This window comes from Oerskovia sp. NPDC056781, assembly GCF_042789955.1.
Taxonomy (GTDB): domain Bacteria; phylum Actinomycetota; class Actinomycetes; order Actinomycetales; family Cellulomonadaceae; genus Oerskovia; species Oerskovia rustica.
This window is the reverse complement of sequence record NZ_JBHUAD010000009.1, coordinates 1-13973: the sequence shown is the minus strand read 5'-3', so window position 1 is coordinate 13973 and position 13973 is coordinate 1. Positions and strand designations below refer to the sequence as shown.

Genomic DNA, 13973 nt, shown 5'->3' with positions numbered 1-13973 from the left:
ACGATCGACCCGCTGACCCCGATCCTCAGCGAGTCCTGGGACGCGGACCGCTCCTGGACCCTCGAGGCCTACGTCGCCGGCGGCGGCTGGAAGGGCCTCGCGAAGGCCCTCGCGCAGCCGCCCGCGGACGTCGTGCAGGTCGTCAAGGACTCGGGCCTGCGCGGCCGAGGCGGCGCCGGGTTCCCCACGGGCATGAAGTGGGGCTTCCTGCCCGCGCCCGACGGCGGGCCCCGCTACCTCGTCGTCAACGCGGACGAGTCCGAGCCGGGGACCTGCAAGGACATCCCGCTCATGCTCGCGAGCCCCCAGCTCCTGATCGAGGGCGTGGCCATCACGTCGTACGCGATCGGGTGCGACCACGCGTTCATCTACGTGCGCGGCGAGGTCCTGCACGTGTACCGCCGCCTGCTGCGGGCGGTCGAGGAGGCCTACGCGGCCGGGTACCTGGGCAAGAACATCCAGGGCTCGGGCTTCGACCTCGACGTCACGGTCCACGCGGGCGCGGGGGCGTACATCTGCGGCGAGGAGACCGCGCTGCTCGACTCGCTCGAGGGCCTGCGCGGCCAGCCGCGCCTCAAGCCCCCGTTCCCCGCGGTCGCGGGCCTGTACGCGCGCCCCACCGTGGTCAACAACGTCGAGTCGGTCGCGAGCGTCCCGGCGATCGTCAACGAGGGCGCCGACTGGTTCAAGAGCATGGGCACCGAGCGCTCGGCGGGTCACGGGCTGTTCTCGCTGTCGGGCCACGTGGTGCGCCCGGGCCAGTACGAGGCGCCGCTCGGCATCACGCTGCGCGAGCTGCTCGACATGGCCGGCGGGATCCGCGGCGGCAACCGCCTCAAGTTCTGGACACCCGGCGGGTCCTCGACGCCGCTGTTCACCGACGCGCACCTCGACACCCCGCTCGACTACGAGTCGGTCGCGGCGGCGGGCTCCATGCTGGGCACGCGCGCGCTGCAGATCTTCGACGAGACCACGTGCGTGGTGCGGGCCGTGAGCCGGTGGACGGACTTCTACGCGCACGAGTCGTGCGGCAAGTGCACGCCGTGCCGCGAGGGGACCTACTGGCTCAAGCAGATCCTGCGCCGCATCGAGACGGGCTCCGGCACCGAGGGCGACCTCGACGTCCTGCTCGACACGTGCGACAACATTCTCGGCCGCGCGTTCTGCGCGCTCGGGGACGGCGCCACCTCGCCCGTCACGAGCAGCATCGCGCTGTTCCGCGAGGAGTTCGAGGCGCACATCACCGGGCGCGGCTGCCCGTTCGACCCGTCGGCCGCCGCCCTGTTCGACTACACGCCCCGGCGTGCCCCGCAGGCCCTGACAGCAGGAGCGCACTGATGACGACCACGACGCCCGGCCCGTCGAGCGCGGTCGCGGCGGGAGGCGCGAAGCCCCCCGCCCGCCCCGACGACGTGTCGTTCACGATCGACGGCATCGAGATGGCCGTGCCCAAGGGCACCCTGGTCATCCGTGCCGCCGAGCAGGTCGGCATCCAGATCCCGCGGTTCTGCGACCACCCGCTGCTCGCCCCCGCGGGCGCGTGCCGCCAGTGTCTCGTCGAGGTCGCGACCCCCGACCGCGAGGGCAACGTCCGGCCCATGCCCAAGCCGCAGGCCTCGTGCACGCTCGAGGCGACGCCCGGCATGGTCGTCAAGACCCAGCACACGTCCGCGGTGGCCGACAAGGCGCAGCACGGTGTCATGGAGCTCCTGCTCATCAACCACCCGCTCGACTGCCCGGTGTGCGACAAGGGCGGCGAGTGCCCCCTGCAGAACCAGGCCATGAGCAACGGGCGCGCGACGAGCCGCTTCGTCGACGTCAAGCGCACGTTCCCCAAGCCCATCGCGATCTCGACCGAGATCTTGCTCGACCGCGAGCGCTGCGTCCTGTGCCAGCGCTGCACGCGGTTCTCCGCGGAGATCGCGGGCGACGCGTTCATCGACCTGCAGAAGCGCGGCGCGCAGCAGCAGATCGGCCGCTACGACGCGCGGGTCCTGGGCTTCGCGGACGGCGAGAGCGAGCAGGCCGCCCCTGCGGGCGCACTGCCCTACGGCGCGCAGTCCGGGTTCGAGGCCCCCGTCGGGGCCGCGCTCGAGGACGAGTCGGGTCGCCCGTTCGCGTCGTACTTCAGCGGCAACACCGTGCAGATCTGCCCGGTGGGTGCGCTGACGGGCGCCGCGTACCGGTTCCGGTCGCGGCCCTTCGACCTGGTCTCGACCCCGGGCGTGGGAGAGCACGACGCATGCGGGTCCGCGATCCGCGTCGACCACCGTCGCGGCGTGGTGCTGCGACGCCTGTCGGGCGAGGACCCGCTGGTCAACGAGGAGTGGATCACCGACAAGGACCGCTTCGCGTTCCACTGGCAGGACGCGCCGGACCGGCTGACGCACCCGCTCGTGCGCGACCGCGAGGTCGACGCCGAGGGCCGGGTCACGCGCGGCGAGCTGCGCCCCGCGAGCTGGGCCGAGGCCCTCGAGGTCGCGGCCGACGGCCTCGCGCAGGCCCGCGCGGCGGGTGGCGTCGGGGTGCTCCCCGGTGGTCGCCTGACGATCGAGGACGCCTACGCGTACGGCAAGTTCGCACGCGTCGTCCTGGGCACCAACGACGTCGACCACCGTGCCCGCGTGCACTCGGCCGAGGAGGCCGACTTCCTGGCCCACCGCGTCGCGGGCACCGGCCTGGGTGTGACGTTCGACGAGCTCGAGAAGGCCCCCGCGGTGCTCCTCGTGGCCCTCGAGGCCGAGGAGGAGGCGGGCGTCACGTTCCTGCGCCTGCGCAAGGGTGTCCAGAAGCGGGGCCTGCGGGTCTTCTCGCTCGCCCCCTTCGCGAGCCGGGGCGTGCAGCGCCTCGACGGCACGCTCCTGCGGGCCGCCCCGGGCACCGAGGCCGAGTGGCTCACGGTGCTCGCCTCGGGCGCGCAGACGCTGTTCGGCCACGACGGGGCCGTGGGCCCCGACGTGCCCGAGTCGGTCGACGAGCCCGCCGAGGTCGCGGCCCTGCGGGACGCGCTCGCGCAGCCCGGCGCCGTGATCCTCGTCGGCGAACGTCTCGCCGGGGTGCCCGGCGGGTACTCGGCGCTCGTGCGCCTCGCCGAGGGCACCGGGGCACGCCTCGCGTGGGTCCCCCGCCGGGCGGGGGAGCGCGGCGCGGTCGAGGCGGGGACGCTGCCGGGTCTCCTCCCGGGCGGACGCCCCGTGCCCGACGCCGCAGCGCGGGTCGACGTGTCCGTCGCCTGGGGTGTCGAGCACCTCCCGGAGGCGCCCGGTCGCGACACGAGCGGCATCCTCGACGCCCTGTCGGTGGGCCAGCTCGACGGCGTGCTCGTCGGTGGTCTGCACACCGACGACCTGCCCGACCCCGACCACGCCCGCAGGGCGCTGGGCGCCGCCGGGTTCGTCGTGTCCCTCGAGGTCCGCGCCTCGGACGTCACGGAGCTCGCGGACGTGGTCCTGCCCGTGGCGCCACCGGTCGAGAAGGCCGGGGCGTTCGTGAGCTGGGAGGGCCGCGTGCGGACCTTCGAGGCCGCGCTCGCCACGACCGCGATGCCCGACCACCGCGTCCTCGACGCGCTCGCCGACGCGGCGGGCGTCACGCTCGGTACCCGCACGCTCGGCGAGGTCCGGGACGAGATCGACCAGCTCGGCACCTGGGACGGCGAGCGCTCGACAGCGCCCGTCGAGCCCGCCGCCGAGCCGCCGGCCGTCGCACCGGGCACCGCGGTCCTCGCAGGGTGGCGGCTGCTCCTCGACGCCGGGCGTGGGCAGGACGGCGAGCGTTTCCTCGCCGGCACCGCCAAGCGGCCCGTCGCCCGGCTGTCCGCGACGACCGCCGCCGCGGCCGACCTCTTCGAGGGCGACGTCGTGCGGGTCTCGACCGACCGGGGGTCGATCGAGCTGCCGGTCGTGATCACCGACATGGTCGAGCACGTCGTGTGGCTCCCGCTCGGCTCGCAGGGGTCCAAGGTCCACCGCGACCTCGGCGTCGCCCCGGGGGCGCTCGTGCGCATCGAGCCCGCCGCCGGGTCCGCGTCCGTCGCACGGGCCGCGCAGTCCGCAGAACCCACCCAGCGCACCGACGGGGGAGCATCATGACAGGCCTGCTGCACCTGGTCTCCGGGGCGGTCCTGGTCTCCGAGACCCCGGGCGTGCCCGGGATCAAGGCCGACTTCTCGCAGGACAACGGCTGGACCTACCTGGTCAAGGCCGTGCTCATCATCGTGTTCCTGCTCACGAGCGTGCTCATCGCCATCTGGTTCGAGCGCAAGGTCGTGGCCCGCATGCAGGTCCGCCCCGGACCCAACGTGCACGGTCCCTTCGGCCTGCTCCAGTCGCTCGCGGACGCCATGAAGCTGCTGCTCAAGGAGGACCTCACGGTCTCCGCGGCGGACAAGTTCGTGTACATCCTGGCGCCCATGATCGCGGTGTTCTGCTCGCTGCTGACGTTCGCGGTCATCCCCTTCGGGCCGAACGTCACGATCCCGTTCACCGACTACTCGACGCCCGCTCAGCTCACCGACTTCCCCGTCGCCGTGCTCTACATCCTGGCGTGCGCCTCGGTGGGCGTGTACGGCATCGTCCTCGGCGGCTGGTCGTCGGGCTCCACCTACCCGCTGCTCGGCGCGGTCCGCTCGACGGCCCAGGTCATCAGCTACGAGCTCGCGATGGGCCTCGCCCTGGTCAGCGTCTTCATCATGGCCGGCTCGATGTCGACCTCGGAGATCGTCGACTCCCAGACGAGGGTCTGGTGGGCGCTCATCCTCATCCCGAGCTTCATCATCTACATCATCGCGATGATCGGCGAGACCAACCGACTGCCGTTCGACCTCCCGGAGGCCGAGGGCGAGCTGGTGTCGGGCTACATGACCGAGTACTCGTCCATGAAGTTCGCCTGGTTCTTCCTCGCCGAGTACATCAACATGATCAACGTCTCGGCCGTGGCGACCACGCTCTTCCTGGGTGGGTGGCGCGCCCCCTGGCCGCTGTCCGCGATCAACGACGGCATGTTCAACGAGGGCTGGTGGCCCATCCTCTGGTTCCTCGCCAAGGTCTGGGCCTTCATGTTCGTGTTCGTGTGGGTCCGCGGGACGCTCCTGCGCCTGCGCTACGACCAGTTCATGAAGTTCGGCTGGAAGATCCTCATCCCGGCCGCGCTCGCCTGGATCGTCGTGCTCGCTGTCGTCCAGGGCATGATCCGCTTCGGCGACGTCGACAACCGCACGATCCTGATCGTCGCCGGTGGCTTGTTCGCCGTGGCGATCGTCGCGATCTTCCTGTGGCCCGCGCGCAAGGAACCCGGCGCTGCCGGGGGAGCGACGCCGTCGGGCACCTCGCCCTACCGCAAGGCGGCCACCGCCTCGCCCGAGCCCTTCGACGCCTTCGCGGGCGGCTTCCCCGTCCCGCCGCTGCCCGGCCAGTCCCTGCCCAGCGCCTCGCGCCGAGCACGGCGCCTGGTCCCCGAGGGCAGCCCGCCACCCGGCGGCGGCCCCGCAGCTCCCGACGCCCAGGACGAGGAGGCCCCCCGTGGCTGACTACGAGTCGTTGATCCCCCAGCGCAAGGGGCTCGGCGGGCTGCTCGCGCCCGTCGCCGGATTCGGGGTCACGTTCTCCTCGATGTTCAAGCCCACCGTGACCGAGCAGTACCCGTTCGAGAAGGTGCCGACCAAGCCGCGCTACCACGGTCGCCACCAGCTCAACCGGTACGAGGACGGCCTCGAGAAGTGCATCGGGTGCGAGCTGTGCGCCTGGGCGTGCCCCGCGGACGCGATCTACGTCGAGGGCGCGGACAACTCCGCGCTCCCCGACGGCGCGCACCGCTCGCCCGGCGAGCGCTACGGCAGCGTCTACCAGATCAACTACCTGCGCTGCATCTTCTGCGGGCTGTGCATCGAGGCGTGCCCCACGCGGGCCCTGACGATGACCAACGAGTACGAGCTCACCGGACCGACCCGCGAAGGGCTGATCTGGGAGAAGGAAGACCTCCTCGCGCCGCTGCGCGAGGGCATGCTCGCCGCCCCGCACCCCATGGTGCCGGGGACGACCGACACCGACTACTACCGGGGAGAGGTGACCGGGCCCGTGCCCGAGCAGATCGACTGGGTGCGCGAGCACCGGCCCGACGACCCCACCCTGCCTCCCGTCGAGGACCCCGCCGCCGCACGGCGCCCCGAGGTCCGGAAGGTGGTCCGGTGACCGTCAGCGGGGGAGAGGTCGTCCTGTTCTGGGTCCTCGCCCCGCTCATGGTGCTGGCCGCGCTCGGCCTGCTGTTCGCCCGCAAGGCCGTGCACGCCGCGATCTGCGTCGTGTTCGTCATGATCAGCCTCGCGATCCTCTACATCGCGCAGGAGGCGGCGTTCCTGGGCGTCGTGCAGATCGTGGTCTACACGGGCGCCGTCATGATGCTCTTCCTGTTCGTGCTCATGCTCGTGGGCGTCGACGCGTCGGACTCGCTCGTCGAGACCATCCGCGGCCAGCGCTTCATCGGTGTGCTGCTCGGGCTGGGCCTCGGCTCGGTCCTGGTGGGCGTGATCGCGCAGGCGACGTTCCCGCCCTCGGTGGGGCTCACGGCGGCCAACGCCGAGTCCAACCCGGTCGCGCTCGCCCGCATCCTGTTCGCCGACTACGTGTTCGCGCTCGAGGTCGTCGGCATCCTGCTCGTGACCGCGGCGATCGCGGCGCTCGTCCTGACGCACCGGCGCCGGCTGGTGCCGCGCGTCGGGCAGCGGCAGATCTCCGACGCCAAGGTCGCCGCGCTCGCCGAGGGCGGGCTCCTGACCCCGCTGCCGGCGCCGGGCGTCTACGCGCAGAACAACGCGATGGACACCCCCGCGCTCGACCCGCAGGGGCGGCCCATCGAGCACTCCGTCTCGCGCATCCTGCGCATCCGTGGGCAGGAGCGTTCCGCGGGTCACATCCTCGCCAGGGAGCGGGCCGTGCTCGCCGAGCACGAGCCCGAGCTGACGGCTCGGCGGTTCCCCGAGCTCACGGCGCCCACCGACGAGGAGGCCGCCGCAGACCTGTCGGGCGAGGCTCCGGTGCCCGCGGCCGCGCCGGGGGCGTTCCCGACCGACACCACGTCCGGGGCGACCGGGCCGACGACCGGGCCGACGACCGGGCCGACGACCGGGCCGACGACCGAGCACGGGAAGGAGAGCTGACATGGAGCTGACCAACTACCTGGTGCTCGCCGCGATCCTCTTCGCGATCGGTGCGACGACCGTGCTGCTGCGACGCAACGCGATCATCGTCTTCATGGGCATCGAGCTCATGCTCAACGCCACCAACCTGACGTTCGTGACGTTCGCCCGCATGCACGGGGACCTCCACGGCCAGGTCATCGCCTTCTTCGTGATGGTGGTGGCCGCGGCCGAGGTCGTCGTGGGGCTCGCGATCATCGTGGCCATCTTCCGTACCCGCCGTTCGGCCTCGGTCGACGACGTCAACCTGCTGAAGAACTGAGAGGGCAGGCATGCCAACGGTGACTCTGCTTCCTGCCCTCGCGCACCTGGTGCCGGCCTCGTTGCCGACCCAGGAGATCGTCCCGGCCTCGACCGTCGTACCCGGGCCGTTCCTGCTGGCCCCGCTGCTGATCCTGCTGCCGCTCCTGGGGGCCGCGATCCTGCTGCTCGCGGGGCGCCGCAGCGACCGCTGGGGCGCGTGGTTCGGGGTGCTCATGTCGAGCGGTGCGTTCGTCGTCGCACTCGTCGTGTTCTTCTCGATGCTGGGCCTGCCCGCCGACGAGCGGGTGGTCGACCACCGGCTCTTCGACTGGATCGCGGCCGGCGGCCTCGACGTGGGCGTGGGCCTGCGGATCGACCCGCTGTCCATGACGTTCGTGCTGCTCGTGACGTTCGTCGGCACGCTCATCCACGTCTACGCGGTGGCGTACATGGAGCACGACAAGGACAAGCGCCGGTTCTTCGCCTACCTCAACCTGTTCGTCGCAGCCATGCTGGTCCTGGTCCTCGCGGACTCCTACCTCGTGCTGTTCGTCGGCTGGGAGGGCGTGGGCCTGGCCTCGTACCTGCTGATCGGGTTCTGGAACCACGAGCGGGCCAACGCGGTGGCCGCCAAGAAGGCGTTCATCATGAACCGCGTGGGCGACCTCGGACTGATCGTCGCGCTCATGCTCATGTTCGCGGGCTTCGGAGCGGTCGACTTCGCGACGGTCTTCGCCGACGCCCCGGAGGCGGGCACGGCGCTGCTGACCGCGATCGCCCTGGCGCTCCTGGTCGCCGCGTGCGGCAAGTCGGCGCAGTTCCCGCTCCAGGCGTGGCTCGGTGACGCCATGGCGGGTCCCACGCCCGTCTCGGCGCTCATCCACGCGGCCACCATGGTCACCGCGGGCGTGTACCTGGTCGTGCGCTCGGCGCCGATCTTCGACGGAGCCCCGACGGCGCAGCTCGTCGTGGTCCTCGTCGGCGCGGTCACGCTCCTGTTCGGGGCGATCGTCGGTTGTGCCAAGGACGACATCAAGAAGGTCCTGGCCGCCTCGACCATGTCGCAGATCGGCTACATGATGCTCGCGGCCGGGCTGGGGCCCATCGGGTACGCGTTCGCGATCTTCCACCTCGTGACGCACGGCTTCTTCAAGGCCGGGATGTTCCTCGGCGCGGGCTCGGTCATGCACGGCATGGACGACGGGGTCGACATGCGGCGCTTCGGTGCGCTGTCGAGGTACATGAAGGTCACGTGGATCACGTTCGGCCTCGGATGGCTCGCGATCCTCGGTATCCCGCCGTTCTCCGGTTTCTGGTCGAAGGACAAGATCATCGAGGCGGCGTTCGTGCCGATCGACGGGCAGGAGTGGCGTGCGTGGGTCTTCGGCGGCGTCGCGCTGCTGGGAGCGGGCATCACGGCGTTCTACATGTCGCGCCTGTTCTTCATGACGTTCCACGGGCACAAGCGCTGGAACGACGGGTCGGGCAGCCCCACGGGGCCGCTCTCGACCGACGGGCCCGTGCAGCACCCGCACGAGTCCCCCGCGCTCATGACGGCGCCCATGATCGTCCTCGCGGTGGGCTCGGTGGCCCTGGGCGGGCTGCTCGCGATCGGCAACGTGTTCGTCGACTGGCTCTCGCCCGTGACGGGACACGCCGAGCACGCCGAACCGGTGCTGCCGGTGTGGTCGCTCATCACGCTGACCCTGGTCCTCGTCCTGCTGGGCGTGCTCCTGGCCTGGCGCCAGTTCGCGGTGTCCCGTGTCCCGATCGTCCCGCCGCACGGTTCGGTCCTGACCCGCGCGGCCCGCAAGGACCTCTATCAGGACCAGGTCAACGAGGCCGTGTTCATGCGGCCCGGGCAGTACCTCACGCGGTCCCTCGTCTACGGGGACCGGCAGATGGTCGACGGCGGCTGGATGGGTCTTGCCGGCCTCGTCGGCGCGACAGGGGAGAAGTTGCGCGGCATGCAGAACGGATTCGTCAGGTCGTACGCGGCGACGATGCTCGCCGGCCTGATCGTGATCGTCGCGGTGGTCCTCGCCGTGACCACCGGAACAGGGAGCTGAGGGACCGATGACCACCGAGATTCCCTGGCTGACACTCCTGATCGTCCTGCCGCTCGTCGGTGCGGCCGCGGTCTGGGGGCTGGGCGCCACGTCGGCGCGCAAGCACCTGCGGACCGTGGCGGTCGTGTTCGGTCTCGCCGAGCTCGTGCTCCTGGGCCTCGCGATCAGCGCGTTCGACACCTCGGACGCGGGCACGTACCAACTCACCGAGACGCACGCATGGATCCCGCAGCTCGGCGTGAGCTACGCGGTGGGGGCCGACGGCGTCGCGCTCCTGCTGGTCGGGCTCGCGGTCCTGCTGGTCCCGCTCGTGATCCTGGCGGCGTGGCGCGAGCAGGACGGCGACCTCGCCAAGCTCCGCCACTACCTGGGGCTGGTGCTGCTGCTCGAGGCGTTCATGGTCGCGGTCTTCGTGGCCCGCGACGTGTTCTTCTTCTACGTGCTGTTCGAGGCCATGCTGATCCCGGTCTACTTCATGATCGGCGGCTTCGGGGGCGGGGCGCAGAGACGCTACGCGGCCGTGAAGTTCCTGCTGTTCTCGCTCGCCGGCGGGCTCGTCATGCTCGTCGCGGTCATCGCCCTGTACCTCAACGGGCCGGGCGGCGAGCAGGGCTTCCTGACGCAGAACCTGGTCGACCACCTCGCGGCGAACCCGCTGGCGGTGAGCACCGAGAGACTGCTCTTCCTCGGCTTCTTCCTGGCCTTCGCGATCAAGGCGCCGCTCTTCCCGGTCCACACCTGGTTGCCCGACGCCGCCGAGCACGCTCCCGCGGGCACCTCGACGCTCCTCGTGGGCGTACTGGACAAGGTGGGCACGTTCGGCATGCTGACCCTGTGCCTGCCGCTCTTCCCGAACGCGAGCCGGTGGGCGGCCCCCGTGGTCGTGGTGCTCGCGGTCGTCTCGATCCTGTACGGCGCGCTCATGGCGATCGGCCAGAGCGACATCATGCGGCTCATCGCGTACACGTCGGTGTCGCACTTCGGCTTCATCGTCCTCGGGATCTTCTCGTTCACGTCGCTCAGCGTCTCCGGGGCCTCGTTCTACATGTTCAACCACGGGATCTCGACGGGCGCGCTGTTCCTGCTCGCCGGGTTCCTCGTCGCGCGGCACCCGGCGCGCTCGCAGCGTCTGGCCGACTACGGCGGGCTCCAGCGGGTCACGCCGGTCCTCGCGGGGACGTTCCTCGTGGCGGGTCTCTCGGCCCTGTCGCTGCCCGGCCTGTCGACGTTCGTCTCGGAGATCATGGTGCTCGTGGGGACCTTCTCCCGCAGCCACCCGGCAGCTCTCGTGGCCGTCCTCGGTGTCGTCCTCGCGGCCCTGTACGTCCTGCTGACCTACCAGAAGGTCTTCACGGGCAAGGCCCCGCACGACCTCGTGGGGACCCCGGACCTCGGGGCGCGCGAGAAGTGGGTCGTCGCCCCCCTGGTCGTGGCCCTGCTCGTCCTGGGCTTCTACCCGGCTCCCGCGCTCGACCTGGTGCGCGAGCCCGCGGACGCGACCATGACGGCCGTGGGGGTCGAGAACCCGCCCACCACCCCTGATCTCCTCAGCGTTGAAGGGAGCGACTCGTGACCCCCGCAGCCGCCTTCGTGGCCCCCGTGATCGAGTGGGCCTACCTGGTCCCGGTGCTCGTCGTCCTGGGCGCCGGTGTCGTCGGGGTGCTCGTCGAGGCCTTCGTGCCCGACCGTGCCCGCCGCGTCGTGCAGGTCGTGCTCGCGCTCGCCGCGCTGGCCGGGGCGCTCACGTCGATCGTCCTGCTCTGGCCCGACGTGCTCGCGCAGAACGGCGTGCGGGTCCTGGGTGGCGCGCTCGTCGTCGACCCGTTCGGGCTCGCGGTGCAGGGGATCGTCGTGGTCCTCGCGCTCCTGGCGACGCTCGTGATCGCGGACCGCACCTCGACCAAGCAGGACGCGTTCGCGCCCACGGCCGCGGCCGTGCCGGGCTCGGCGTACGAGGACCTCGCGCGCCGTCGTGGCCTCGAGCAGACCGAGGTGTTCCCGCTCGTGCTCTTCGCGGTCGGCGGCATGATGATCTTCCCCGCGACGGGCGACCTGCTCACGATGTTCGTCGCGCTCGAGGTGCTCTCCCTCCCGCTGTACGTGCTCACGGCGCTCGCGCGGCGCCGTCGGCTCCTGTCCCAGGAGGCGTCGTTCAAGTACTTCCTCCTGGGAGCCTTCGCGTCGGCGATCTTCATCTTCGGCGTGGCGCTCGTGTACGGCTTCGCCGGGTCGGTGCGGCTCGCGGACGTCCGCGGCGCGCTCCTGGAGGGCGGCGGCCTCGACGGGATGACGGGCCTCGTGCTGCTCGGCCTCGTCATGGTGCTCACGGGGCTGCTGTTCAAGGTCGGCGCCGCCCCGTTCCACTCGTGGACGCCTGACGTCTACCAGGGTGCCCCCACGCCCGTCACGGGCTTCATGGCGGCCTGCACCAAGGCGGCGGCGTTCGGGGCGCTCCTGCGCGTGCTGTACGTCGTCGGGCAGGCGCTGCCCGCCGACCTCCAGGAGAAGCTCGTGATCGCGCTGTGGGTCGTCGCGATCCTCACGATGATCGTCGGGACGGTGATCGGTGTCATCCAGACCGACATGAAGCGCCTGCTCGCGTACTCGTCGATCGCGCACGCGGGCTTCCTGGTCGTGGCGCTCGTCGGGTTCGGCGAGCTGAGCGGGTTCGGGGTCCGGGCGCTGCTGTTCTACCTCCTCGCATACGGTCTGGCGACCGTGGGCGCGTTCGCGGTCGTGACGCTCGTGCGCGAGCGCGCCCCGCAGCCCGTCGTGGTCCCCGCCGAGGCGGAGCTCGCGACGGTCGGCGCGGTGCCGGGCGCCGGGACGGGCGGGACGGCGGGCCCCTCCAGCACGTCGCCCGACGGCGGAGTGGTCCTGGGCGAGGCCACGCACCTCACGGAGTGGGCCGGGCTGGGCAAGCGGAGCCCTTGGCTCGCGGGCGCGTTCGCGCTCTTCCTGCTGTCGATGGCCGGGATCCCGCTCACGGCGGGCTTCATCGCGAAGTTCACGGCCTTCCAGTCGGCGGTCGCGGTGGGCGCCTGGCCGCTCGCCCTGATCGGTGTGCTGGCCTCGGCGGTCGCGGTCTTCTTCTACGTGCGGGTCATCGTGCTGATGTTCTTCACGCCCTCCCCGCGGGCGGCGGCGGAGGGTGCGTCGGAGGCCTCCTCGGACGCGGCGGAGGCCGCAGGCCCGGACCTGGGGACGACCGGTGGGACCGCGGGGCCGGGGAGCGCCGTGGCCGCGCTCGCGAGCCGTGTCACGGTCGTCCGGTCGGAGGGATTCACGACGATCGCCATCACGATCTGTGTGATCGGCGTCATCCTTCTCGGCGTTTTGCCCTCCTCGGTTCTCGATCTGGCCTTCGAGGCGGCTAAGTTCAGACCGTGACCACTGTGCCACCCGTCTCCACGACGGCGATCCCCCTGACCGATCCGGAGCTCGCCGCGACGCTCACCGCCCGCCTCACGACAGTCGAGGCGAGGCTGAGCGACGCCGTCGCGCACTCCGACGGGCTCGCGGACTCCGCGTCCCGCCACCTCGTCAACGCCGGCGGCAAGCGCCTGCGCCCGCTCCTCGCGCTGCTGTGCGCGGAGCTCGGCGACGGCGCCAGGCCCGAGGTGGTGGAGGCGGCCGTCGTCGTCGAGCTCACCCACCTGGCCTCGCTCTACCACGACGACGTCATGGACTCCGCGCCGGTGCGCCGCGGTGCTCCCTCGGCGCACGCCGTGTGGGGCAACTCCGTCGCGATCCTCATCGGCGACCTGCTCTTCGCCCGCGCGGCGTCGACGGTCGCGGCGCTGGGTCCCGAGGCCGTGCTCATCCAGGCGCGCACCTTCGAGCGCCTGTGCCTCGGCCAGCTCCACGAGACGACGGGTCCCTCGGCGTCCGACGACCCCGTCGAGCACTACCTGGGCGTCCTCGCGGACAAGACCGCGTCGCTGCTGGCGACCTCGGCCCGCCTCGGCGCGATGTTCGGCGGGTGCGACCAGGCGGTCGTCGAGGTCGTCGCGGAGTACGGCGAGAAGCTCGGCGTCGCCTTCCAGCTCGCCGACGACGTGCTCGACCTCGCGTCGTCGGGGGCCGAGTCCGGCAAGACCCCGGGCACGGACCTGCGGGAGAAGGTGCCGACCATGCCGGCCCTGCTGCTGCGCGCCCGTGTCGCGGCCGGGTCGGGCACGGCGGCCGACGCCGCGCTGGTCGACCTCCTGGACTCGGACCTGTCGGGGGACGAGGAGCTCGCGGCCGCGGTCGCGGCCCTGCGGGCCCACGAGGTCCTCGGTGAGACCAGGGCGCTCGCCGTCGGGTGGGCGCGTGCAGCCATCGACGAGCTCGAGCCGCTGCCCGCCGGGCCGGTCAAGGAGGCCCTGGTCGCCTTCGCCCAGGCGCTGGCGGACCGCGCGGCCTGAACGCCCCGTCGGGGCACGAACACGACGGAGGGCGGTGCGCAGGACCCACGGGTCCGGCGC

10 protein-coding genes are annotated in these 13973 nt (G+C 71.9%); all 10 read left to right on the top strand.

The genetic code is table 11. The features are described from left to right. The first annotated feature begins 3 nt into the window (after nt 1-3). The 10 genes from nuoF to ACFRCR_RS01645 are packed head-to-tail and all read left to right on the top strand — an operon-like array spanning nt 4 to nt 13913. On the top strand, nt 4-1338 hold the full coding sequence (gene nuoF, locus ACFRCR_RS01690; protein WP_377674999.1) for an NADH-quinone oxidoreductase subunit NuoF: 1335 nt from the start codon (nt 4-6) through the stop codon (nt 1336-1338). Beyond that, on the top strand, nt 1338-4091 hold the full coding sequence (locus ACFRCR_RS01685; protein ID WP_377674969.1) for an NADH-quinone oxidoreductase subunit G: 2754 nt from the start codon (nt 1338-1340) through the stop codon (nt 4089-4091). Before nuoF ends, ACFRCR_RS01685 begins: the two co-directional genes overlap by 1 nt. After that, nucleotides 4088-5527: an NADH-quinone oxidoreductase subunit NuoH gene (gene nuoH / locus ACFRCR_RS01680; protein WP_377674967.1), complete on the top strand. Its 1440-nt coding sequence runs from the start codon at nt 4088-4090 to the stop codon at nt 5525-5527. The genes ACFRCR_RS01685 and nuoH overlap by 4 nt, the downstream gene beginning before the upstream one ends. Continuing rightward, complete coding sequence (gene nuoI, locus ACFRCR_RS01675) at nt 5520-6188, top strand: NADH-quinone oxidoreductase subunit NuoI (protein ID WP_051703076.1); 669 nt, start codon at nt 5520-5522, stop codon at nt 6186-6188. Before nuoH ends, nuoI begins: the two co-directional genes overlap by 8 nt. Further along, on the top strand, nt 6185-7153 hold the full coding sequence (locus ACFRCR_RS01670) for an NADH-quinone oxidoreductase subunit J (protein ID WP_377674964.1): 969 nt from the start codon (nt 6185-6187) through the stop codon (nt 7151-7153). The genes nuoI and ACFRCR_RS01670 overlap by 4 nt, the downstream gene beginning before the upstream one ends. A 1-nt stretch (nt 7154) precedes the next feature. Then, nucleotides 7155-7454, top strand: coding sequence for an NADH-quinone oxidoreductase subunit NuoK (gene nuoK, locus ACFRCR_RS01665; protein ID WP_138825647.1), 300 nt, complete (start codon nt 7155-7157; stop codon nt 7452-7454). A 10-nt stretch (nt 7455-7464) separates the two neighbouring features. Next, nucleotides 7465-9504, top strand: a complete 2040-nt coding sequence (nuoL, locus tag ACFRCR_RS01660; RefSeq protein WP_377674962.1) for an NADH-quinone oxidoreductase subunit L — start codon at nt 7465-7467, stop codon at nt 9502-9504. A 7-nt stretch (nt 9505-9511) separates the two neighbouring features. Then, nucleotides 9512-11077: an NADH-quinone oxidoreductase subunit M gene (locus ACFRCR_RS01655; RefSeq protein ID WP_377674960.1), complete on the top strand. Its 1566-nt coding sequence runs from the start codon at nt 9512-9514 to the stop codon at nt 11075-11077. Further along, complete coding sequence (gene nuoN, locus ACFRCR_RS01650; protein ID WP_377674958.1) at nt 11074-12894, top strand: NADH-quinone oxidoreductase subunit NuoN; 1821 nt, start codon at nt 11074-11076, stop codon at nt 12892-12894. The genes ACFRCR_RS01655 and nuoN overlap by 4 nt, the downstream gene beginning before the upstream one ends. Then, nucleotides 12891-13913, top strand: a complete 1023-nt coding sequence (locus ACFRCR_RS01645; protein WP_377674956.1) for a polyprenyl synthetase family protein — start codon at nt 12891-12893, stop codon at nt 13911-13913. Before nuoN ends, ACFRCR_RS01645 begins: the two co-directional genes overlap by 4 nt. Nucleotides 13914-13973: the final 60 nt, after the last annotated feature.

Excerpts from the sequence above, each read along its gene's own strand:
- nuoK (WP_138825647.1), top strand. The coding sequence starts at position 7,155 with ATGGAGCTGACCAACTACCTGGTGCTCGCCGCGATCCTCTTCGCGATC.
- ACFRCR_RS01685 (WP_377674969.1), top strand. The coding sequence starts at position 1,338 with ATGACGACCACGACGCCCGGCCCGTCGAGCGCGGTCGCGGCGGGAGGC.
- nuoL (WP_377674962.1), top strand. The coding sequence starts at position 7,465 with ATGCCAACGGTGACTCTGCTTCCTGCCCTCGCGCACCTGGTGCCGGCC.
- nuoH (WP_377674967.1), top strand. The coding sequence starts at position 4,088 with ATGACAGGCCTGCTGCACCTGGTCTCCGGGGCGGTCCTGGTCTCCGAG.
- ACFRCR_RS01655 (WP_377674960.1), top strand. The coding sequence starts at position 9,512 with ATGACCACCGAGATTCCCTGGCTGACACTCCTGATCGTCCTGCCGCTC.